Raw genomic sequence first — 22,300 nt, forward strand, 5'->3', positions numbered from 1 at the left:
GGAGCGCTGCAAGAACCGTTCCGCTATTCGCCTGTCACTCCACCAGCGTGAATTGCAGCAGCAGATTGCGCTGGATCATCGAGAAATTGTCGTCGGAGACCAGCGTCAGCACGGTTTCGCCCTCCGGCGTGACGTGGGCGTCGATGCCTTCCATGTTGTCGATCTCGTGGCCGAGATCGGCCTCGAAGATCGAGGGCCCGTCGATGACCGCGCCGGGGATAATCGAGGCAAGCGCAATGCGGCGGATGCGGATGCCGATCCCGCCGAGCCAGGAGAATTTTCGCTCCAGCAGCAACAGGCTGCCGGACGGCAGCAGCACCGCGTCGCTGGCATCGAAATTTTCGGTGCGTCGAATGCTGAACAGCCCCAGCGTCTTGCCGATCAGGAAGGCTGTGATGTTGCCCTGGGCGTCGAGCCCGCGCTCGGAGATCGCGATCAGCGTTCCCGCCAGCGGCAAGCCCTTGGGCACCACGACAAGCGCCTCGATGCCCTTGTTGTAGGGCAGCTTGCGCACGCCCAGCGGCAACTGAATCAATTCGCCATGCGCGCGCGTAAATCCCTTGGCGAAGTCGAACCGCAGTATCTGATTGACGCGTTCGAGACCGACATAGACCAGCGAGCCGTCGAGCGCGAGCGCCTCGGTATCGAACCAGCCGCGCGAGGTGATCGGCTTGCCGTCGGGCCCGAGCATCGGCGAGGCCTCGACGTCGTCGAGCCCGGTCATCTCGCGGCCCTTGTAGACGATGCGGCCGGTGAACCAGCCACCCTTGTCGCTGATCGAGATGAAGCGCTCGCCCTTTGCATCAAGGCGGAAGCCCGACAAGCCGCCGAAGCCGCGAAACCGCGAGGTCAGGATGAGGCCACTGCGATATTCGAGCTCGCCAAACCGCAGCCGCGAGCGGTCGCGGGTGTCGAACGAGGGCAGCGGCCTGGCATTGACCTCGATCGAGACCGGCGTTGTGACCGAGAATTCGTCGGGAACGGCCGGCTTCGGCGGCCGCTGAACGGCCGTTTGCGCCAGCGCCGCCGCAGGCACGGCCGCTACCGAAAGCGCCGCCGCTGCATATTTCAACAGCCGGCGGCGGGCTATGGGCGGGCGCATGCGCTCACGAGTGCAGGCGGCGCGGCCGGTGGTGGCCCGTGGCGGGCGCGGCGCCGTGGGTCTCGCTGAACAGTTCGGCGAGCTTTTCGGTGATGGCGCCGCCGAGCTCCTCGGCATCGACGATGGTGACCGCGCGGCGATAATAGCGCGTGACGTCGTGACCGATGCCGATCGCGATCAGCTCGACCGGCGAACGGGTCTCGATCTCCTCGATGATGTGGCGCAGGTGCCGCTCGAGGTAATTGCCGGGATTGACCGACAGCGTGGAATCGTCGACCGGCGCGCCGTCCGAAATCATCATCAGGATCTTGCGCTGTTCGGCCCGGCCGAGCAGCCGCTTGTGCGCCCAGTCCAGCGCCTCACCGTCGATATTCTCCTTCAGCAGCCCCTCGCGCATCATCAGGCCAAGATTCTTGCGCGAGCGCCGCCAGGGCGCATCGGCGGATTTGTAGATGATGTGGCGCAAATCGTTCAGCCGGCCCGGATTGGCCGGCTTGCCGGCGGCAAGCCACGCCTCGCGCGACTGCCCGCCCTTCCAGGCGCGCGTCGTGAAGCCCAGAATCTCGACCTTGACGCCGCAGCGCTCCAGCGTGCGCGCGAGAATATCGGCGCAGGTCGCCGCCACCGTAATGGGGCGTCCGCGCATCGAACCGGAATTGTCCAGCAGCAGCGTCACCACGGTGTCGCGGAACGTCGCTTCTTTCTCATGCATGAAGGACAGCGGATGATAGGGATCGGTGACGACGCGCGACAACCGGGCGGGATCGAGGATGCCTTCCTCGAGATCGAACTCCCAGGCGCGGTTCTGCTGCGCCATCAGGCGGCGCTGCAGCCGGTTCGCGAGCCGCGCGACGATGCCCTGCAGATGCGCGAGCTGCTTGTCGAGGTAGCTGCGCAAGCGTTCAAGCTCGTCATGGTCGCAGAGATCTTCGGCCGCGATCACCTCGTCGAACTTCGGCGCGAACGCATGATATTCCGGCCCGCGCGGCTCGTTGGCGCCGCGCGTATTCGGCCGCGTCGCCTCGCCCGGCGTCTCGTCGTCGCCAAGTTCGCCATCGTCGAATGTGTCTGATGTCGAGGCCTGCGCGCTCTCCATGGCGCTCTCCGACATTTCGTCGGTGGAAGCCTGCGCCTGATCGGCGCTCATTTCCTGCGCGGAGTCGGAGTCGGGCGACCCCTCGGCACCGGACTGATCGTTCTCGCCGTCCTGATTCTCGTCGTCGTTTTCGTCGTCATCGGCGTCGGCATCGCGGTCGTCGCCGAGGTCCAGCGCCGACAGCAAATCGTGCACGAGATCGCCGAACTTGGCCTGGTCTTCGGTGACGCGGCTGAGCTTGTCGAGCCGGGTGCCGATCTTGTCTTCCAGCACCGACCGCCAGAGGTCGACCATCTTCTTGGCTGCCGTGGGCGGGGCGAGCCCCGTCAACCGTTCGCGCACCAGCATCGCCAGCGCATCCGACAGCGGCGCATCGGCGCGGTCGGTGATCTCGTCGTATTTGCCACGATGAAAATGATCGTCGAGCATCGCGGTCAGGTTTTTCGCAACGCCTGACATCCGGCGCGAGCCGATCGCCTCGACGCGCGCCTGCTCGACGGCTTCGAACACGCCGCGCGCCTGCGGATTTCCCGGCATCAGCTTGCGGTGCACCTTGGGATCGTGACAGGCGAGCTTCAGCGCGATCGAATCGGCATGGCCGCGCACGATCGCCGCGTCCCGCTTGGTCATCTTGCGGGCGGGCTCCGGCAGCCGCGCCTTTCCCGGCGCGAGACCCGGGCGCTCGGCCGCAAACGTCACTTCCAGTTCCGGCGCCTTTGCGATCGCGCGCAGGCACGAGGTCACCGCGCGCTTGAACGGCTCGGTCGGCGCTTCCTTGGATCCGGTACGGAATTTGGAGTTGGATGTCGTCATTGCCACCTCACCGCCGTCGTCCCTGCGAACGCAGGGACCCATAACCACCGGCGATTATTGTTCTGCCGATCTCTAGCACCATCATCCTACCGAAACGCCGCGGCGTATGGGTCCCCGCGTTCGCGGGGACGACGACTACGAGAGCGCCACGTTCACCGAACTCTCGGGCAGCTCCGCATTGAAGCAACGCTGGTAGAATTCGGCCACCAGCGGCCGCTCCAGTTCGTCGCACTTGTTGAGGAAAGTGACTCGGAACGCAAAGCCGATATCGCTGAAGATATCGGCGTTCTCGGCCCAGGTGATCACCGTGCGCGGGCTCATCACCGTCGACAGATCGCCATTGGCGAAGGCGTTACGGGTCAGGTCGGCGAGCCGCACCATCTTGTTGACGATGTCGCGGCCTTCCTGCGTGCGGTAGTGCTTCGCCTTGGCGAGCACGATCTCGACTTCCTCGTCATGCGCCAGGTAGTTCAGCGTGGTGACGATCGACCAGCGGTCCATCTGGCCCTGGTTGATCTGCTGGGTGCCGTGATAGAGGCCCGACGTATCGCCGAGGCCCACCGTGTTGGCGGTCGAGAACAGCCGGAACGACGGGTGCGGCTTGATCACCTTGTTCTGGTCCAGCAGCGTCAGGCGGCCCGAAACTTCCAGCACGCGCTGGATCACGAACATCACGTCAGGGCGGCCGGCGTCATACTCGTCGAACACCAGCGCGATATTGTGCTGCAGCGCCCAGGGCAGGATGCCGTCGCGGAATTCGGTGACCTGCTTGCCGTCCCGGACGACGATCGAGTCCTTGCCGACGAGGTCGATACGGCTGATGTGGCTGTCGAGGTTGACGCGCACGCACGGCCAGTTCAGCCTTGCTGCGACCTGCTCGATGTGGGTCGATTTGCCGGTGCCGTGATAGCCGGTGACCATGACGCGGCGGTTCTTGGCAAAACCGGCGAGGATCGCGAGCGTGGTGGCGCGGTCGAAGCGGTAATCCGAATCGACTTCCGGCACATGCGGGTCGACTTCGGAATAGGCCGGCACTTCGAGATCGCTGTCGATACCGAAAACCTGCCGGACCGACACCTTCATGTCGGGCAAACCGGCGGGCTCCGAAACTTTGCTCATGGCGGCGGTCGTCATCAATCCTCCGAGGTCCCGGGCGTTCCCGAAACCAGATCTGTTGAATGGCTGCGGATGGGGGCTATTGCGAACCTAGCAGAGAGCAAGGGCCGGCAGAAGCCCGCGGCACAATCAAAGTTCCGTTGCCTTATCATTGAGATAGGCCGTGTATCAGGTTTTTGGAGGGCTGCCCTGCGAATCACGCCGCACTTTTGCCGCCTTGGCCGCCCCGCCAGCCTTAAAACCGGAGGTTGGCCGGCACTTTCGGCCCCCGCCCGGGCTTGGTAGCTCTGGTTCAGGCCCTTACCGGACAGCAAGATTGTGACTTCATTCCTCGATCCCGTGATTGCATTCGTTTCGGCCCATCCGTGGGCGGCCTATCTGACGCTGTTTCTCGCGGCGCTGCTGGAGGCGATCCCGGTGGTGGGGGCGCTGGTGCCGGGCTCGACCATCATCCTTGCCCTGAGCGCGCTCGTGCCCGGTGGCGAATTGAACCTGTGGGGCGTGCTGGCGGCAGCCGTTGCCGGCGCCCTGCTCGGCGACGGCTCGGCATTCTGGGCCGGCCATCGTTCGCAGCGCGAAATCCTTGGTGCCTGGCCGATGTCTGGGTATCCCGGCATCATGGCACAGAGCGAGGCGTTCTTCATCCGCTGGGGCACGCTGGCGGTTTTCTTCGCCCGCTTCGTGCCGCCGATCCGCGCCTTCGTTCCGATCACGGCGGGTGCGCTCGGGATGCGGCCGGTCCGGTTCTACGGCGTCAACATTGCGGCGGTCCTTGCATGGGCTTTAGCGCACGTGCTGCCGGGCGTGTTCGCGGTCTCGGCGCTGCACCACTATGCCGGTTTTCCGCATCACCAGCACATCGGCAAGCATCTTTGGATTCTGGCTGTATTTGCCGCGGCGATCATCGCGCTCGGCGTTTGGACGCTGCGCCGCCGTCAGGCCCGGACGGGGCTGCGTCCGGGTGCCGGACCGACATAGCGGGCGCGGGGCCGGATCAGCCGGCCGTGCTGCAACTGCTCGCAGGCATGCGCGATCCACCCCACCGTGCGCGCCATGGAAAACAGCACCAGTTCATGGCCGGGCGGCAGGCCTAGCGTGTGCACCAGCACCGCAAGGGCATAGTCGATATTAACGAACTCGCCGGTCGCCTCCGCGATGCGCTCGGGAATTTCGTGGGTGAGTTTGCGATCCGCGCCGGAGCGCGCCAGTGCTTCCAATAGCGCCCGCGCGCGCGGATCGCCATGCTTGTAGACGCCATGGCCAAAGCCCGCGAAGCGTTCGCCAAGCGCGACGCGCTCGCGGATGACGGGGGCGACCTCGCCATTGGCGAGCGTCTTCAGAAGCTGCGCCGCGAGCACGCCCGCGCCGCCGTGCTTGGGGCCTTTGAGCGCGACGAGCCCGGCGATGATCGCATCGTAGAGGTTTAATCCGGTCGAGGCCGCGCAGCGCACGGTGAAGGTCGACGCGTTCAGCTCATGATCGGCCAGCAGCACCAGCGCGCGGCGGATCAAATCGGCCGCGTGCTTGTGCTCCGGCGCCCAGACGCGCGCGACCTGCAAATGAAGCGGTTTCGCCGAGGATTTTGCATTCAGCATGGTCGCGACCACGAGCCGCATGATGCGGCCGCCGAGCATCGCGCGGCCTTCGGGCGCCCGGGTGAACGCCCGCGGGTCCGCGCTGGCCGCCAACGCCAGCACGGCGATCGTGCGATCGATCGCATTGGCCCCGCGCGCAGCTTCGGCGACGGCACGCATTTCGTCCGACACGACGGGGCAATTGTCCTGCTCGAACGGATCGGCGCCGGTGACATCCCATAGCAGCGTCGCCGCATGTTCGAGCGTATCGCGCTCGGCGAGGTCGACGCAATTGACGCCGCGATAGATCGGCCCGTCCTCGGTGATGGTCGCGACCGCCGAATCCATCACCGGCAAATCGGCGTCGAAGCTGCGCAGGCCCCGCGGCTCCGGCGACGGCGTGCGCCGTTCCTTCAGCGTGCGGACGTCCTCGGCCCGGTAGCGGTGGCTGCGCGAATCCTGCGACGGCTCCGAGCGGATCAGCCCGCGGCTGACATAGGCGTAGAGGGTTGCCTGCGAGATCGCCAGTTCAGCGGAGGCCTCGCGGGCCGAGAGATAAAGGCCGGCGGATTTTTTCATATTGATTTACATAATCAAGATTGATCAATCTGTCGAGAGGCCCGACCTTTGGAAGCGACAAAGGAGAGCCCTCATGAATATGCAGCTTTCAAAGACCCCGATCGGCCTGGACGGGGTTCCCGCCGCCGAAACCGTGCTCAGCCATGTCGATGGCGAGCGCGGCGAACTGATCATCGCCGGCGAGCGGGTCGGCGACCTCGCTCGCAAGACCGGTTTTGAGGGCGTGACCGCCCGGCTGTGGAGCGGCGGAACCGGCCAGCCGGTCGGCGAAGCCGCGGTACGCGCCGCCCTCGGTGCGGGCCGCGAACGCGCCTTCGCCCGACTGCCAGATCTCTTGGGCATCACGCGCGGCCTATCGATCATCGACGGATTTCGCGCGGCAGTTGCGGGGCTGCGCGCGGAAGCCGGCCTCGCGCACGAGGCCACCATCGTCGGCGCGTTTCCGGTCATCGCCGGCGCGCTGGTGCAGCGCGTGAAGGGGAACGACCCCGTCGCACCCGATCCAACTGCGAGCCATGCCGCCGACACGCTGTCGATGATGCTCGGCCGCAAGCCCGACGCGCGCGAGGCAGCGGCGCTGGATGCCTATTTCGTCACGGTGTGCGACCACGGCATGAACGCATCGACATTTACGACGCGGGTAGTGGCCTCGACGCAGGCGGATTTGTTCGCAGCCGTCACCGCCGGCTATTGCGCGCTGACAGGGCCGCTGCATGGCGGCGCACCGGAGCCGGTTCTGGAAATGCTTGACGCGATCGGCTCTAGCGAGCGCATCAAGCCCTGGGTCGACAGTGCGCTGGCGCGCGGCGAGCGGCTGATGGGATTCGGGCACCGCGTCTATCGCGTCCGCGATCCGCGCGCCGATGTGCTGAAGGGTGCGATCGAGCGGCTCGCCGGGGACGGCGCCGACCTACCCTTCGCCGGCGAGGTCGAAGCCTATATCCGCAGCGCGTTGCGGATAAAGAATCCGGACCGCCCGCTCGACACCAATGTGGAGTTCTTCACCGCGATCCTGCTCGACGCGCTGAAAATCCCGCGGCAGGCGTTTACGCCGATCTTCGCCGTGGCCCGCGCCGCCGGCTGGACCGCACACGCCCGCGAGCAGCAGCGCGGCGGCAGATTAATCCGGCCGAGTTCGGCTTATATCGGGGCGATGCCTGCGTGACCAGCAACCGTAGCCCGGATGGAGCGAAGCGTAATCCGGGACCGGTCGATCAGCGGATGAGAGAATCCCGGATTGCGCTGCGCTCCATCCGGGCTACGAGCTGTCGTCCCTGCGAAAGCAGGGACCCATAACCACGGGCGGTAGTTGTTGCGCGAAAGCCGACGACTAGCCGAATAAAAATTGAGAAGCCGCGGCGTATGGGTCTTCGCAGGGACGACGCGAGACTGTGGCTATGCGCCGCGTACCACGGTCTTCAGATAATTATACGCCTTGATGATTTCGATCAGGCGGTCCTCGGTGGAGCGGTCGCCGCCGTTGGCGTCGGGATGGTGCTGCTTGACCAGCGCCTTGTACTTCGCCTTGACGTCCTCGAGGGTGGCTTCGGCGGTGAGGCCCATCACCTGCAGCGCCTTGCGCTCGGCGTTCATCACCTTGCGGGTTTCGGCCTTGGCCTCGGCGCCCGGTCCGGGGCGCCAACGGCCGCGGCCGTTGAGCTCGGAGAACATGCTGAAGGGATCTGAGGCGCCGTCAAAATCCTCGGCGGCCTGCTTGCCCTTCTTGCCGGCCGTGTTGGCGCCCATCTTCCAGGTCGGACGATGGCCGGTCAGCGCATCCTTCTGGTAGCGCGCGACGGCGTCGGCATTCATGCCCTGGAAGAAGTTGTAGTTCTGGTTGTATTCGCGGACGTGATTGAGACAGAAGTGAAAATACTCCCGCGAATTCTCCCGGCCCTTGGGCGCGCGGTGCGGGCCCTTGTTCTGGCAGCCCGCCCACTCGCACATGGCGGCTTCTTCGCGCGCCTGCGCCTGCTGCTTCGCGCTCAGCTTGTTCGGCTTGATGCGAATGGAATCGAAGAATTTGGATGAATCAATTGCCATGGCTGACTTTGACTACGCAATGCCCTAGGCTTCAAGTCTTGACATTGCGAATACCTCTGTTCGGATGCGTCATTGACGGAAAGCCGACAACAGAATTATCTGCCGCCATCATGAGCACCAAAGACGCTATCATAAACAAGTTGCGTGAAGCTTTCTTGCCGGAAAGCCTCGACGTTACGGACGAATCTCATTTGCATGAGGGCCATGCGGGCCACCGGCCGGGCGGCGAGACGCATTTCAGGGTCTATATCGTATCTCCGGCCTTCGAAGGGAAGAGCCGGATCGAGCGCCATCGTATGGTAAATGCGACGCTTGAAGCGGAACTCAAGGGCTCCGTCCATGCGCTCGCCATCAAGGCGCAGGCGCCGGGAGAAACCGCCGGCCGGTAATTTGGCAAACCTGCCGCAAGAATATGAGCATCCGCTGACGATGGATATTTCGGCACACCCGGCCGAACGGTTGGTCGCGGACGCCGCCAGCTTCCTGTGAAGATCGGCAGAGACGGTAGAACCGTTCTCGCAACTGTGAGACAATCGCCAACGCGGTGGATCAGGTTCCATTCGGACGCGGGGTCGGGCTGACCCCGAGGCCATCGCAGGTCGATGGGGTCGTCCGATGCGATATTGGACACGCTTCAGATGGGCCGCCGCCGTGGCGCTGGTGGTTGCGACCTCCCCGATCAGGGCGCGCGCGCTGGATATGCCGAGCCCCTTTGTCCAGGAAGTGCTGATCAAGAGCATTCTGGTGACCCTCAACGACGCGGTCACATCGGATAATTTCACGGTACTCCACGCCAAGATTTCAAAGCCGTTCCGCGATCAGTTTCCGCCCGAGAAGCTGCGGGCCGTCTTTAAGGACCTGGTCGAGAAGCACGCCGTGTTTGACGCGATCGTCGCCAGTCCGGTCATTCCCGAGGAAGAAGCCAAAATCGACGAGAAGGGCGTGTTGCGCCTCAAGGGCCGTTTCGACACGAACCCTAAGAAGGTGAAGTACCAGCTCGGATTCATCCCCTCCGACGGCCAGTGGAAGCTCAGCGGCATCACCATCGATATCGAATAACGGTGTGGACGCTCAGAACGCCGTCCCCGCCCGCTTCGGCTTCGGATCCTCCGCCTCGGCTTCACGCGGCAGCGGCGTGATCTTGAGCGCCGTGATGCGGTTGCGCTCGCGGCGAAGCACGCGGAAACGGAAACCGTAGAAGGTAAAACTCTGGCCGCGCTCCGGGATCGAGCGCGCCTCGTGAATCACCAGCCCGGCAACGGTGGTCGCCTCCTCGTCGGGCAGATGCCAGTTCATGGCGCGGTTGAGATCGCGGATCGGCACCGAGCCGTCGACCACCACCGAGCCGTCGGACTGGGCGCGGACGCCGGCCACCACCACGTCGTGCTCATCGGAAATGTCGCCGACGATTTCCTCCAGAACGTCTTCCAGCGTCACCATGCCTTCGACCTCGCCATACTCGTCGACGACGAGCGCGAAGTGGGTCTTGCGGCGGCGGAACGCCTTCAACTGTTCGGACAAGGGCCGCATCTCCGGCACGAACCAGGGCGGCAGCATGATCGCCGAAACGTTGATCCGCGAGGTGTCGTCTTCGGAAGCGCGGATCGCGCGCAGCAGATCCTTGGCGTGTAGCACGCCGATGATGTTTTCCGGCTTGTCGCGCCACAGCGGGATGCGGGTGTATTCGGTCGCCAGCACCTCGCGCACCAGCTCGTCCGGCGGCAGGTCGGCGTTGAGCATCACCATCGCGGTGCGATGAACCATCACGTCGGACACGGCTAGGTCGCCAAAGCGGAAGACATTTTGAATGTATTCGGCCTCACCGCTTTCGATTCCGCCGTGCTCGGCCGATTCTTCCACCAGCCCTTCGATCTCGGAGTCCGTGAGGATTTCATGTTGCGAGGATTCCTGCACGCCGAGCAGGCGCAGAATCCCGCGTGAGGCGCTGTTAAGCAGCCAGTTCAGCGGCCAGAACACCAGATAGGACAAATGAAGCGGATAGGCGATCCATTGCGAGACCGGCATCGGCTGGCGGATCGCGAGCGTCTTCGGCACCTGCTCGCCGATCACAATGTGCAATGACGAGAACACCAGGAACCCGGCCAGAAACGATACGAAGTGCAGGGTGCGTTCCGACATGCCGAGCGGCATAAGCACCGGTTCGAGCAGCGCCGAAACCGTGGGTTCGCCGACCCAGCCGAGCCCGAGCGAGGCCATGGTGATGCCGAGCTGGCAGCAGGCGAGATAGGCCTCGATGTTGCCCATCATGCTGTGCAGCAGGCGCGCGCCGAACCGGTCCTGCTCGACCATCGCCCGGATGCGAAAGCCACGGCTCTTGACCAGCGCAAACTCGGCGGCCACGTAGAATGCGTTCGCCGCGAGCAGCAGGATCGCGAGCAGCAGATTGAACGCGGTCGAACTCATGTATGCCTCGTGACGGCCCCGCCCCCGCGCGACGCCTGCGCCAAGCTGCCTCTCGACAATCCCGTTCTCATCCCGACAACTTCTGTTGCAGGAAATCGCGCACCAGCGCCGGCTCGACGTCGTTTGCGACCACCGCGCGGCCAATCGCCTGCAGCAGGATGAAGGTCAGCTTGCCGCGCTTGACCTTCTTGTCCTGTGCCATCAGCGCCATCAGGGCGTCGGCATCCGCAAGCCCCTCCTGGGTGAAGCCCGCGATGTCCTGCAAATGGGTCGGCAGGCCGACGGTAGCAAGATGGCGCTGGACGCGAGCAGCATCGGCCCCGGAGATCATGCCGAGTTGCGCGGAAAATTCTGCCGCCAGCACCATGCCGATGGAGACGCCTTCACCGTGGAACAGGCGATCGGAAAAGCCGGTCGCGGCTTCCAGCGCATGGCCGAAAGTGTGGCCGAGATTGAGCAGCGCGCGCTCACCGTTCTCGCGCTCGTCGCGGGAGACGATCGCGGCTTTGGCGCGGCAGGAGGTCGCAATCGCGTGCTCGCGCGCTGCACCGCCGGAGAAGATGTCGGTATAGTTGGCCTCGAGCCAGGTGAAAAAGGCTTCGTCGCCGAGCACGCCATATTTTGCGACCTCGGCGTAGCCGGCGCGGAACTGGCGCGGCGACAGCGTGTCGAGCACCGAGGTATCGGCGATCACAAGCACCGGCTGATGAAACGCGCCGAGCAGGTTCTTGCCCTGCGGCGAGTTGATGCCGGTCTTGCCACCGACCGAAGAGTCCACCTGCGCCAGGAGCGAGGTCGGCACCTGCACGAAATCGACGCCACGGCGCAGGATCGCCGCCGCGAAGCCGGCGAGATCGCCGACCACGCCGCCGCCGAGCGCGATCACCAGATCGTTGCGTTCGATCCTGGCGGCGATCAGCGCCTCAGAGACCTTTTCGAGACCGGCATAGGTCTTCGACACTTCGCCTTCCTCGACGATGACGCGCGAGGTCGGGATGCCTGCTTCGGAAAGCGAACGCTCGGTTTGCTCCAGCCAGTGCTTTGCCACGGTGCGGTCAGTGACGATGGCGGTCCGCACACCGGGGCGCAACGCGGCGACGCGCGCGCCGAGCGAGGCCAGCACGCCGCGGCCGATCACGATGTCATAGGCGCGGTCGCCGAGGGCGACGTCGACCGTGATATCGGCGGAATGTTTCAGTGGCGCAGTCATGGCTTAACGCTCATCCCGTCGGTTGTTGGCTGGGCAGAAGGGCTGCCTGCGCACAGCCGGGCGCGCAGGGCATCGATACATTCGTCGACGACGCGGTCATGCGGCACGTCGCGCGAACCTATCGTCAGGTCGGCGGTCTGGTAGACCGGCTCGCGCGCTTCCAGCAGACGGCTGACGGTCGCCGTCGGATCCTCGGTCTGCAGCAACGGCCGGTCGGCGCGGCGCTTGACGCGCTTCATGATGATTTCGACATCCGCCTTGAGCCAGATCGAGACCGCCTTGTCGCGGATGCGGTTGCGGGTCTCCTCACGCATGAAGGCGCCGCCGCCGGTGGCGATCACGGCCGGGCCGCCATCGAGCAGCCGCGCGATCACCCGCGCCTCGCCGTCCCGGAAATGCGGCTCGCCATGGGTTTCGAAAATGTCCGGGATCGACATCCCGGCCGCCGCCTCGATCTCGATATCGGCGTCGAGAAACGGCAGCCGCAGCCGGGCCGCCAGCCGCCGGCCGATGGTGGACTTGCCGGCGCCCATCATGCCGACCAGCACGACCGAACGCCTTCCCAGCGCCGACGTGATGTCGGCGTCCTGGGTGGGGCTCGTTTGTGCCGGTGCGGCGGTCTCGGACATCAAAAACTCGGTCGTTTTGCGGGACTTGCTTCACGCTGCGACACCTATACTACCCCCATTGACGCCCCCGCCAGAGACTCTTGCCACGGGGATGGGAACATGTTGGATGATTTCATTAGTTAATTCGCCGCCCTGAGCCCCCTATGCCCAGTTTGTTCCGCTTTCTGACGGTCGTCGGCATCATCGCCGGGGTGATCTATGGCGTGATTTTTTCGCTGGCGAACTTCGTCACGCCGAAGCCCAGGGAAATGACGGTCACCATTCCCGCAGACAAGTTCCTCAAGAGGTAAGCCTTGGAGCGACCCGCGGGGTCAGCTTCTCGGCATATTCCGACTTAGCGCTGTACGTAGCAGGCGCATGAAAAGTCGGGTGCCCTCATCCAGGCTCTGGCCAACTTCTTTCGCGTCTTTAATGCCCTCTATTGCCGCGACGATCATGCCGGCCACATCGGCAGGCTTGGCCTCGAGGACCTGCATGGATATGGCGCCGTTTGCTTCTGCATCGGACAGAGCTTGGGCGAGCAGAGCCACCAGCTTGGCCCGTGCCCCAAGGGTAATGTCCCTGGCCAACGTCATGTTGACGTCGAACAGCTCTGCCGCGTCGGCGCTACCTGCGAACGGCGCAACCAGTTCTCGCTGGAAAGCCGCGAGCGCCGACTCGATCCGGCTGAAAACGTCGCCTTCGGCAGCGAGCGCCGCCTCGACGTTGTGCATAGTCCGAGCATGCGCACGCGCAGACCCTGCCCGGAACAGCTCCTCCTTGCTGCTGAAGCTTAGATAGAGCGCCGCGCGCGACATGCGCGCTGCGCGCGCGATATCGGCCATGGATGTCTTGCGAAAACCGTGACGAACAAAAACCGGTAGCGCTGCGTCAAGAATTGCCTCGGATTTCTGGTCGTTCTGATCCATCTAAGCATTCTGACACTTTTCGTCCAATTCGTCAAAAACAACTAGACAGTAATTGTCCAAGTGTCTAATGCAGGCACGGTCAAGCACTTCCGCCGGCCGAGGAGTTGATAAATGCCTTCCAAATTGAACGACCCCGCGCCCGCCACTGTTCTCGTCACGGGTATCAGCGGATTCCTCGGCGGACACATCGCCAAGCAATTGCTGGCAGCCGGCTATCGCGTTCGAGGCAGTGTGCGCAGCATTGGCGTTAGCGACAGGATCAGGCGCCAGCTTTGTCCCGATACGGCGACCGAAGCGGTTAGCTTTGTCGAGGCGGATCTTTGCTCCGATGCTGGATGGGATGTCGCGCTCAGGGGATGCCGCTACGTAATTCACTCGGCCTCGCCTTTTCCAGCGACCCTGCCAAAGGACGCGAACGTAATGATCCGAACCGCGCGGGAAGGGACGCTACGTGTGCTGCGGGCGGCCCACGAAGCCGGCGTAGCGCGCGTGGTGCTAACATCGTCGATCGCAGCCACCAATCATGGCAACGGGCAGGCCCCCTTCACCGAGAACGACTGGACGGATCCGGCCAGCGCCCGGGCGACGCCCTACTACCGGTCGAAAACGCTCGCCGAGCAGGCAGCTTGGACCCTTGCGAGGGAAACCGGACTTGATCTTGCTGTCATCAATCCCGCCACCATCTTTGGGCCGCTGCTCGGCCCGGAACACGGCACGTCGGTTGGGCTGATCAGGCAAATGATGAGCGGCCAGCTCCGGCGTGTTCCGCGTTTCGGCTTTTCGGTTGTCGATGTGCGAGACGCAGCCGACGCCCATGTCCGGGCAATGACCCACCCGGACGCGTCCGGCCAGCGCTTCATCGTCGGCGGGCGGTTTTTCTGGTTGAGAGAATTGGCCGCGGTGCTGGCAAAGTCGTTTCCGGCGCACGCTGCGCATTTGCCATCAGGCGAAGTGCCCGACTGGATGGTGAGGGCGATGGCCCCCTTCAGCGCGCGTTCGCGCATGATCGTTCACGAGCTCAACCGCGACCTCAGCGTAAGCGCCGCCAAGGCGCAGCGGGTACTGAACTGGAAGGCGCGGCCCGACGAGGATTGCATCCGCGCCACTGCGCACAGCCTGATCGACCACGGTCTCATCGCAGTAGCCTAGATCGGGGGCTGCCGCCCCATCCCGTCACGATAGCCCTTTCACGAATCACACGATCAAGGAGCACACGTAATGTCCACGTATACGGCTGATCAGGACCCATCGCCCGAAGCCGAATTCATCCGCGACACCGAGCGCGCCCGACTTCGCGCGCTGGTTGAAGGCGACATCGAGGCGGCCGGGCGACTTCATGCGACCGAGTTCCAGTTGATTACGCCGATCGGAATGGCCTTGTCCAAGAACGATTATCTGGGAGCGATTGCGAGTGGACAGATCAAATATCTCGCCTGGGAGCCTGGACCTATCGCCGTGCGGCATCACCAGAGCCACGCGGTGATCCGGTATCGCGCCAGGCTCGAAGTGGTGTTCGGCGGCCACCGGGTTGCGCCGGGTGATTACTGGCACACCGACACCTACGAACATCGCGATGGACAATGGGTGGTGGTCTGGTCGCAGGCCACCGCGGTCAGCCCGATGCCCTAGCTTCCCTGCAATCTCTAACCGCGTGTTTGAAAAGTCTCCGTCCCGCCCCGATCATGCGCTATCAAAGCGAATGCGCACCACACCTTCAGATACGAAACTGACCAACCTGTTCCTCGACATGCTCGCGGCGGAACAGGGCGCGGGCGACAACACGCTCGACGCCTATCGCCGCGACCTCACGGATTTTTCCGAATTTCTCGGCCGAGCGGGACAAAACTTTGCCGGCGCCGGGACGGATGAGCTGCGGGACTACCTCGCCGACCTCGACACCCGCGGCTTCAAATCCTCCAGCGTGGCCCGCCGGCTGTCGGCGATGCGGCATCTGTTCCGCTTCCTCTTGAACGAGCGCATCCGCAGCGACGATCCGGCGGCGATCCTGTCCGGCCCGAAACGCGGCCGGGGCTTGCCGAAGGTGCTGTCGATAGCGGATGTCGATCGCATGCTGACGCGGGCCAAGGAATTGACGCTAGGCCAGAACGCTTCGCCGCAGCAGCGGCTGCGCGCGATGCGGCTGTATTGCCTGCTGGAGGTGCTCTACGCCACGGGCTTGCGCGTCTCGGAACTGGTGGCGCTGCCGCTGTCGGCCTCGCGGCGCGACGCCCGCATGATCGTGGTGCGTGGCAAGGGCAACAAGGAACGGCTGGTGCCGCTCAACGAAGCGTCGCGGCAGGCGATGGCCGATTACCTCGCGGCGATGGAAGCGCTCAAGCCCGAGAAGAAGAAGAACGCCAGCCCCTCGAAATGGCTGTTTCCCTCCTTCGGCGAGAGCGGCCATCTGACGCGGCAGCATTTTGCCCGCGACCTGAAGGAGCTGGCGGCGGCATCGGGCCTCGCGCCGCGGCTGGTCTCGCCGCACGTGCTGCGCCACGCCTTTGCCAGCCACCTGCTGCATAACGGCGCCGACCTGCGCATCGTGCAGACGCTGCTCGGCCATACCGACATCTCGACTACGCAGATCTATACCCATGTGGTCGAGGAGCGGCTGAAAAGCCTGGTGCGCGACCTGCATCCGCTGGCGGAAAAATAAGTCGACGTAGCCCGGATGCAGCGAAGCGAAATCCGGGGTTCTTCCCACAAGCAGCCCGAGTCCCGGATTGCGCTTCGCTCCATCCGGGCTACGAGAATGGATTTGTTCGCGGAGAGCTGAGCCTGCCGCCTTGACTTCCGAGCGATCTCCCCCGAAACAGCCGTCTCCCGCCCCCGCGGCCTTGTTTGGCGCGCTTTCGGCAAACCGGGTCATCCGGACCGAGATGCGCGCTAAATCATTGAAGATGCGTGCTTTCCTTAAGCGAATCGAAACCGCTTCGCCTCAAAGCACGTTGTTACCTATATTGTCTCGATGCCGGATCAGATGCGCAGTTATCTCGACTTTGAAAAACCAGTTGCCGAACTAGAGGCCAAGGTCGATGAACTGCGCGCGCTGGCGGCGTCGGGCAGCGACATCGGCGACGAGATCGCGCGCATAGAGGACAAGGCGTCCCAGGCGCTGATCGACCTCTATGCCAATTTGACGCCGTGGCAGAAAACGCTGGTGGCGCGCCATCCGCAGCGCCCGCACTTCAGCGATTTCGTCAACGCGCTGATCACTGAATTCACCCCGATGGCGGGCGACCGCAAATTCGCCGAGGACGAGGCGCTGATGGGCGGCTTCGGCCGCTTCCGCGGCGAGGCGATCTGCGTGATGGGCCAGGAAAAGGGCGCCACCACCGACAGCCGTATCAAGCACAATTTCGGCATGGCGCGGCCCGAGGGCTATCGCAAGGCGGTGCGGCTGATGGAAATGGCCGACCGTTTTGGCATTCCCGTGCTGTCGATCGTCGATTCCGCCGGCGCCTATCCCGGCATCGGCGCCGAGGAGCGCGGCGTGGCGGAAGCCATCGCACGCTCGACCGACACATGCCTCTCGCTCGGCGTCCCCAATGTCGCGATCATCACCGGCGAGGGTATGTCGGGCGGCGCCATCGCCATTACAACCGCCAACCGGGTGCTGATGCTGGAACACGCGATCTACAGCGTGATCTCGCCGGAGGCGGCCTCCTCGATCCTGTGGCGCGACGGCACCAAGGCCCAGGAAGTCGCCAACGGCATGAAGATCACGGCCCAGGACATGCTGCGCTTCGGCGTGATCGACCAGATCCTGAGAGAACCCTCCGGCGGCGCCCACCGCGATTCCGCCGCCATGATCTCGGCCACGGGCGATGCGATTGCCGAGGCCTTCAACGACTTCCGCAATCTGGACGCGGACGGCGTCCGCCGGCAGCGACGGCAGAAATTTCTCGATATCGGCCGCAAGCTCGGCTGATCGACCCTTGTCCTTTCCTTTCCCCTTGATCGGCCGGCCGGCCCCGGCCGTGCATTGGTTAGCGCTGCCTTAAAGGTGCTTTATTTCGTCGGATCACTTGATTCGGCCCTAATTAGGCCCAGACCCGGTCTTTAAACTCTATTGACCATGCCTGCCGTGGAAGCGGCCGGCGCATCGCGTTCGGGTTGCGGCGCGGAAGGTCAAAGGGTACTATTTTATGCATTGGCTTCAGGGCATGTTCGCTGTGATTTGGGGTGCGAAAATGCCCAGTGGGTGTGGAGCTTAGCCTTTGATTAACCGTTCGCTGGTTCGCGCGCTCGTCACGTCGGCTGCTCTCGCGGGCGCAGGCGCGCTGTTGGCCAGTTGCAATGGCGACGACATCTCGCTCGCCAACAACGCCAAGGCCAACCAGCCGGTCCCGCCAAAACTGATCGCCGACATGACGGCGAAAGACATGGATCTGCAGTCGCCAATCCTGGTTCGCCTGTTCAAACAGGAAGCCGAACTGGAGATCTGGAAGCAGGACCGCTCCGGCCGTTTCGCGCTCCTGAAAACCTATCCGATCTGCCGCTGGTCGGGCGATCTCGGGCCCAAGGTCCGCGAGGGCGACCGCCAGGCGCCGGAAGGCTTCTATGCGATTTCGCCGGCGCAGATGAACCCGCAGTCGGCCTATTATCTCTCCTTCAACACCGGCTATCCGAACGCCTTCGACAAGGCGCTGGGGCGTACCGGCTCGCAGCTGATGGTGCATGGCGACTGCTCATCGCGCGGCTGCTACGCAATGACCGACGAGCAGATCGCGGAAATCTATTCGCTGGGCCGCGAATCCTTCTTCGGCGGCCAGAAATCGTTCCAGCTGCAGGCCTATCCGTTCAAGATGACGGCGGCCAACATGGCCAAGCACCGCAACAACCCGAACATGCCGTTCTGGAAGATGATCAAGGAAGGCAATGATCATTTCGAGGTGACGAAGCAGGAGCCGAAGGTCGATTTCTGCGAGAAGAAATACGTGTTCGATGCCGCCAAGCCGCCGAACGCCACGCGTGACCTGGTATTCGATGCTTCGGCGAAGTGCCCGGCCTATGTGATTCCCGACGAGGTCGCCGACGCCGTCCGCGAAAAGCAGGCCACCGATCTCGCCGAAACCGCCCGCCTGATTGCAAAGGGAACGCCGGTCGCCCGGACCAACACCGGCATCGACGGCGGCATGCACCGGGTGTTTGCCGCCCGCGTGCCTGAGGCCAGCACTGGTCTTTCGGAACCCGGTGACGGCTCGAGCCTGTCGCTGATGGCGCGCGCCCCCGGCACCGTTCCCTCCCACGTCAATCCGCCCAAGGCGCCCTCCGATAATCTGCTGATGGGTGCGCCGGAACCGCCGAAGCTTGCCGCAGCCCCAGCGCCCACCCCTGCAGCGGCACCGACGCGCGTCGCCAATGCGGCGCCGCCGGCCCAGAATGACGGGTTCTTCTCCAACCTCGCCCGCAAGGTCGGTATCGGCGGCGCGGCCGACGCTACCGCCAGCACGCCGCCCTCGAAGCCGAAGGCGGCCGAGGCCAAGCAAACCGCGCCTCGTCCCGAGGCGTCGGCGCCGAAGAGCACGACGCCAAAGCATGACGTCAAACAGGCCACCGCCCGCCCGCCGCTGAGAGCCTCCGTGTCGGATGCGCCGGCCGCCCCCGCCGCCAAGGACAATCAGGTCTCGGGCTCCGCGCCGATCGTGTCGACGAACTCGTTCGACAGCCGCTTCGGAGCGGTGAAGTAAGAAGCGCGACGCGGCTCCCCGGACTGCACAACAGCACAATGGCCGTCACGCCCCGCGAAAGCGGGTGTTCCTTAACGCGTATTGGAAGAACCGAAGCGGTGCGGCGTACTGGATCATCCGCTTTCGCGGAGGACGACAGCCGACAGCGGCGCGTGATGGCGTCAGCGCGCCATCACCGAAGAAATCACCCGTATTTGCCGTGGCAGTGCTTGTACTTCTTGCCGCTTCCGCAGGGGCAATCCTCGTTGCGGCCGACCTTGCCCCAGCTTGCGGGATTCTTCGGATCGCGATCGACGGCGACGGCTTCCGGCACCAGCGAGACGTTGGCGAAGGCCATCTCGTCTTCGCCGGTATTCGGATCGAACTTGTGCGCTTCCATCGCCGGCAACGGTTGCTGCTCTTCCGGCGGCACGATCTCGACGCGCATCAATTGCGCGGTCACCGCTTCGCGCAGATGCGCGGTCATCGCCTCATACAGGCCGAAGGCTTCCGACTTGTACTCCTGCAACGGATCGCGCTGGCCATAGCCGCGCAAGCCGATCACCTGACGCAGATGATCGAGCATGATCAGGTGCTCGCGCCAGAGGTGATCCAGCGTCTGCAGCAGGATGGTCTTCTCGACGTAGCGCATCACGTCGGGGCCCCACTGCGCCACCTTGGCCGCCATGTGCTCGTCGACGCGCTGTTCGATCCGCGTCAGCAACTCCTCGTCGGCGATGCCCTCTTCCTTCGCCCACTCGTCGACCGGCAGGTCGACGTCGAGCACGCGCTTCAGCTCTTCCTTGAGGCCCGCGACATCCCACTGCTCGGCATAGGCGTGTTCCGGCACATGCTTGACGACGATGTCGTCGATGAAATCATGACGCATGTCCGCGACCATTTCGGCCACGCTGTCGCTCTTCATCAGCTCGATGCGCTGGTCGAAGATCACCTTGCGCTGGTCGTTCTGGACGTTGTCGAACTTGAGCAGGTTCTTGCGGATGTCGAAGTTGCGGGCTTCGACCTTCTGCTGCGCCTTTTCCAGCGCCTTGTTGATCCAGGGATGGATGATGGCCTCGCCCTCTTTCAGGCCGAGCCGCTGCAGCATGCTGTCGAGCCGGTCGGACCCGAAGATCCGCATCAGATCGTCTTCCAGCGACAGGAAGAATTTTGAGCGGCCGGGGTCGCCCTGACGGCCGGAACGGCCGCGCAACTGGTTGTCGATACGACGGGATTCATGCCGCTCCGAGCCCATGATGTAGAGCCCACCCGGCTTGCTGATGGTCTTGGCCGGCTTGTTGCCCTTGGCGGGCTCGACCTCGACCACGTCCTCGGCCTTCAGCACGATCTCGCGGAAACGTTCGATGTCGGCCTTGATCTGCTCGATCTTTTTGGCCTTCTCGGCCTCGTCGGTAATGTTGGCGGTCTCCTGCTGGATCCGCATATCGAGCGAACCGCCGAGCTTGATGTCGGTACCGCGGCCGGCCATGTTGGTGGCGATCGTGATCGCGCCGGGGACGCCGGCTTCGGCGACGATATAAGCTTCCTGTTCGTGGAAGCGCGCGTTCAGCACAGCAAACAGTTTTGCAGGCTTGCCCGCACGCGCCGCGGCGTAGAGCTTCTCCATCCCGGATTCCGCGCCGAAATCGATCTGCTTGTAGCCGTGCTTCTTCAGATAATCGGCCAACACTTCCGACTTCTCGATCGAGGCGGTGCCGACCAGCACCGGCTGCAGCCGCTTGTTGGCGCGTTCAATCTCGGCCAGGATCGCGGCGTATTTCTCATTCTGGGTGCGGTAGACCTCATCGTCCTCGTCGAGACGCGCCACCTGAACGTTGGTCGGGATTTCCACGACCTCGAGCTTGTAGATGTCGAACAATTCGTCGGCTTCGGTCAGCGCCGTACCGGTCATGCCGGCGAGCTTTTGGTACATCCGGAAATAGTTCTGGAACGTGATCGAGGCCAGCGTCTGGTTTTCCGGCTGGACCTGGACGTGCTCCTTGGCTTCCAGCGCCTGGTGCAAGCCTTCGGAATAGCGGCGGCCCTGCATCATGCGGCCGGTGAATTCGTCGATGATGATGACTTCGCCGTCGCGGACGATGTAGTCCTTGTCGCGGTTGAACAGCGTATGCGCCCGCAGGGCCTGGTTGACGTGGTGGACCACGGAGACGTTTTCGACGTCGTAGAGCGACTCGCCCTTGAGCTGGCCGGCATCGCGAAGCAGGTTTTCGAGCTTCTCCATGCCGCCTTCGGTCAGCGTCACCGTGCGCTGCTTCTCGTCGACCTCGTAATCCGTCTTGTCGAGCTTGGGGAAGAAGGTGTCGATGGTGTTGTAGAAATCCGAGCGGTCGTCGAGCGGGCCGGAGATGATCAGCGGCGTGCGCGCCTCGTCGATCAGGATCGAGTCGACTTCGTCGACGATGGCGTAGAAGTGGCTGCGCTGGACCATGTCCTCGAGCCGGTACTTCATGTTGTCGCGCAGATAGTCGAAACCGTATTCGTTGTTGGTGCCGTAGGTGATGTCGCGCGAATAGGCTTCCTTGCGCTCGGCATCGTCGAGGCCGTGGACGATGACGCCGACGGTCAGCCCGAGGAAATTATAGATCTGGCCCATCCATTCGCTATCGCGGCGGGCGAGGTAGTCGTTGACGGTAACGACATGGACGCCTTTGCTGGCGAGCGCGTTGAGATAGACCGCTAGCGTTGCCACCAGCGTCTTGCCTTCGCCGGTCTTCATCTCGGCGATGTCGCCCTCATGCAGCACCATGCCGCCGATCAGCTGAACGTCGAAATGCCGTTGGCCGAGGGTGCGCTTGGCGGCCTCGCGCACGGTGGCGAAGGCCGGAACCAGGATGTCGTCGAGCGTCTTGCCGTCGGCAAGCTGCTGGCGGAATTCGGCGGTGCGGGCTTTCAGCGCCTCGTCCGACAGCGCGGCGAGCTCGGGCTCAAGCGCGTTGATGTCGTTGACGCGGGACTGATATCCCTTCACCCGCCGGTCGTTGGCGGAGCCGAAAAACTTGCGGGCGAGCGCGCCGATCATGCCAATTCCTGCCTTTGCCGTTACTTGCGTTGCAAGCCGTGACGTGGTCCACCAAGTTGCTTATCAACTCACCGTGACGCATCGCGGCAAATAC

General features: G+C 63.9%; 20 protein-coding genes. 10 read left to right on the top strand and 10 right to left on the bottom strand.

The window, feature by feature from the left end:
* Positions 1–34: 34 nt before the first annotated feature.
* From IVB05_RS41410 to cobS, 3 genes are all read right to left on the bottom strand, one after another.
* Entirely contained in the window at positions 35–1,102 is a 1,068-nt protein-coding gene (locus IVB05_RS41410; protein WP_247781910.1) for an esterase-like activity of phytase family protein, read from the bottom strand.
* A 4-nt stretch (positions 1,103–1,106) separates the two neighbouring features.
* Positions 1,107–3,011: a cobaltochelatase subunit CobT gene (cobT, locus tag IVB05_RS41415; protein ID WP_247781911.1), complete on the bottom strand. Its 1,905-nt coding sequence runs from the start codon at positions 3,009–3,011 to the stop codon at positions 1,107–1,109.
* Positions 3,012–3,146: 135 nt separating this feature from the next.
* Complete coding sequence (gene cobS / locus IVB05_RS41420) at positions 3,147–4,130, bottom strand: cobaltochelatase subunit CobS (RefSeq protein ID WP_247781913.1); 984 nt, start codon at positions 4,128–4,130, stop codon at positions 3,147–3,149.
* Between the two features lie 315 nt (positions 4,131–4,445).
* On the opposite strand from cobS, the gene IVB05_RS41425 reads away from it, so the two are divergent.
* Positions 4,446–5,105, top strand: a complete 660-nt coding sequence (locus IVB05_RS41425; RefSeq protein WP_247781914.1) for a DedA family protein — start codon at positions 4,446–4,448, stop codon at positions 5,103–5,105.
* On the opposite strand, the gene IVB05_RS41430 is transcribed toward IVB05_RS41425, so the two are convergent.
* The gene (locus IVB05_RS41430; protein ID WP_247781916.1) at positions 5,063–6,280 is read right to left on the bottom strand and encodes a citrate synthase family protein; all 1,218 of its coding nucleotides are present in this window, start codon (positions 6,278–6,280) and stop codon (positions 5,063–5,065) included. The two genes, IVB05_RS41425 and IVB05_RS41430, sit on opposite strands and share 43 nt — an antisense overlap.
* 73 nt (positions 6,281–6,353) lie before the next feature.
* On the opposite strand from IVB05_RS41430, the gene IVB05_RS41435 reads away from it, so the two are divergent.
* A complete protein-coding gene (locus IVB05_RS41435) occupies positions 6,354–7,445 on the top strand; it encodes a citrate synthase/methylcitrate synthase (protein WP_247781917.1) in 1,092 nt (363 codons plus the stop codon).
* Positions 7,446–7,675: 230 nt separating this feature from the next.
* Here IVB05_RS41435 and IVB05_RS41440 read toward each other — a convergent pair whose 3' ends face one another.
* Positions 7,676–8,323 carry a DnaJ domain-containing protein gene (locus IVB05_RS41440; RefSeq protein WP_247781918.1) on the bottom strand — a complete coding sequence of 216 codons (648 nt, stop codon included), beginning with the start codon at positions 8,321–8,323 and terminating at the stop codon, positions 7,676–7,678.
* Between the two features lie 110 nt (positions 8,324–8,433).
* Here IVB05_RS41440 and IVB05_RS41445 point away from each other — a divergent pair, with 110 nt between their 5' ends.
* A complete protein-coding gene (locus tag IVB05_RS41445; RefSeq protein WP_247781920.1) occupies positions 8,434–8,712 on the top strand; it encodes a BolA family protein in 279 nt (92 codons plus the stop codon).
* 226 nt (positions 8,713–8,938) lie between these two features.
* The gene (locus IVB05_RS41450; RefSeq protein ID WP_247781922.1) at positions 8,939–9,382 is read left to right on the top strand and encodes a hypothetical protein; all 444 of its coding nucleotides are present in this window, start codon (positions 8,939–8,941) and stop codon (positions 9,380–9,382) included.
* Positions 9,383–9,394: 12 nt separating this feature from the next.
* Here IVB05_RS41450 and IVB05_RS41455 read toward each other — a convergent pair whose 3' ends face one another.
* The 3 genes from IVB05_RS41455 to IVB05_RS41465 all read right to left on the bottom strand — a co-directional run bounded on the left by IVB05_RS41455 (position 9,395) and on the right by IVB05_RS41465 (position 12,586).
* On the bottom strand, positions 9,395–10,747 hold the full coding sequence (locus IVB05_RS41455) for a hemolysin family protein (RefSeq protein ID WP_247781923.1): 1,353 nt from the start codon (positions 10,745–10,747) through the stop codon (positions 9,395–9,397).
* A 67-nt stretch (positions 10,748–10,814) separates the two neighbouring features.
* Complete coding sequence (aroB, locus tag IVB05_RS41460) at positions 10,815–11,957, bottom strand: 3-dehydroquinate synthase (protein WP_247781925.1); 1,143 nt, start codon at positions 11,955–11,957, stop codon at positions 10,815–10,817.
* Positions 11,954–12,586, bottom strand: coding sequence for a shikimate kinase (locus IVB05_RS41465; protein ID WP_247781926.1), 633 nt, complete (start codon positions 12,584–12,586; stop codon positions 11,954–11,956). Before IVB05_RS41465 ends, aroB begins: the two co-directional genes overlap by 4 nt.
* 143 nt (positions 12,587–12,729) lie before the next feature.
* Between IVB05_RS41465 and IVB05_RS41470 the strand changes: the two genes are divergently transcribed.
* On the top strand, positions 12,730–12,876 hold the full coding sequence (locus IVB05_RS41470; protein ID WP_108512471.1) for a histidine kinase: 147 nt from the start codon (positions 12,730–12,732) through the stop codon (positions 12,874–12,876).
* Between the two features lie 21 nt (positions 12,877–12,897).
* Here the strand turns inward: IVB05_RS41470 and IVB05_RS41475 are convergent, their stop codons facing one another.
* Positions 12,898–13,494: a TetR/AcrR family transcriptional regulator gene (locus IVB05_RS41475; protein ID WP_247781928.1), complete on the bottom strand. Its 597-nt coding sequence runs from the start codon at positions 13,492–13,494 to the stop codon at positions 12,898–12,900.
* A gap of 111 nt (positions 13,495–13,605) precedes the next feature.
* On the opposite strand from IVB05_RS41475, the gene IVB05_RS41480 reads away from it, so the two are divergent.
* The 5 genes from IVB05_RS41480 (at position 13,606) to IVB05_RS41500 (ending at position 19,187) form a co-directional block, all read left to right on the top strand.
* On the top strand, positions 13,606–14,643 hold the full coding sequence (locus IVB05_RS41480; RefSeq protein ID WP_247781930.1) for an aldehyde reductase: 1,038 nt from the start codon (positions 13,606–13,608) through the stop codon (positions 14,641–14,643).
* Positions 14,644–14,712: 69 nt separating this feature from the next.
* On the top strand, positions 14,713–15,123 hold the full coding sequence (locus IVB05_RS41485) for a nuclear transport factor 2 family protein (RefSeq protein ID WP_247781932.1): 411 nt from the start codon (positions 14,713–14,715) through the stop codon (positions 15,121–15,123).
* Positions 15,124–15,193: 70 nt separating this feature from the next.
* Positions 15,194–16,150 carry a site-specific tyrosine recombinase XerD gene (xerD, locus tag IVB05_RS41490; protein WP_247781934.1) on the top strand — a complete coding sequence of 319 codons (957 nt, stop codon included), beginning with the start codon at positions 15,194–15,196 and terminating at the stop codon, positions 16,148–16,150.
* Between the two features lie 312 nt (positions 16,151–16,462).
* The gene (locus tag IVB05_RS41495) at positions 16,463–17,425 is read left to right on the top strand and encodes an acetyl-CoA carboxylase carboxyltransferase subunit alpha (protein ID WP_247781935.1); all 963 of its coding nucleotides are present in this window, start codon (positions 16,463–16,465) and stop codon (positions 17,423–17,425) included.
* A 289-nt stretch (positions 17,426–17,714) separates the two neighbouring features.
* Positions 17,715–19,187 carry a murein L,D-transpeptidase family protein gene (locus IVB05_RS41500; protein ID WP_247781937.1) on the top strand — a complete coding sequence of 491 codons (1,473 nt, stop codon included), beginning with the start codon at positions 17,715–17,717 and terminating at the stop codon, positions 19,185–19,187.
* A 184-nt stretch (positions 19,188–19,371) separates the two neighbouring features.
* On the opposite strand, the gene secA is transcribed toward IVB05_RS41500, so the two are convergent.
* Positions 19,372–22,206: a preprotein translocase subunit SecA gene (secA, locus tag IVB05_RS41505; RefSeq protein ID WP_247781939.1), complete on the bottom strand. Its 2,835-nt coding sequence runs from the start codon at positions 22,204–22,206 to the stop codon at positions 19,372–19,374.
* Between the last annotated feature and the right edge of the window lie 94 nt (positions 22,207–22,300).

It is taken from the genome of Bradyrhizobium sp. 170, assembly GCF_023101085.1.
In the GTDB taxonomy this organism is placed as follows: Bacteria; Pseudomonadota; Alphaproteobacteria; order Rhizobiales; family Xanthobacteraceae; genus Bradyrhizobium.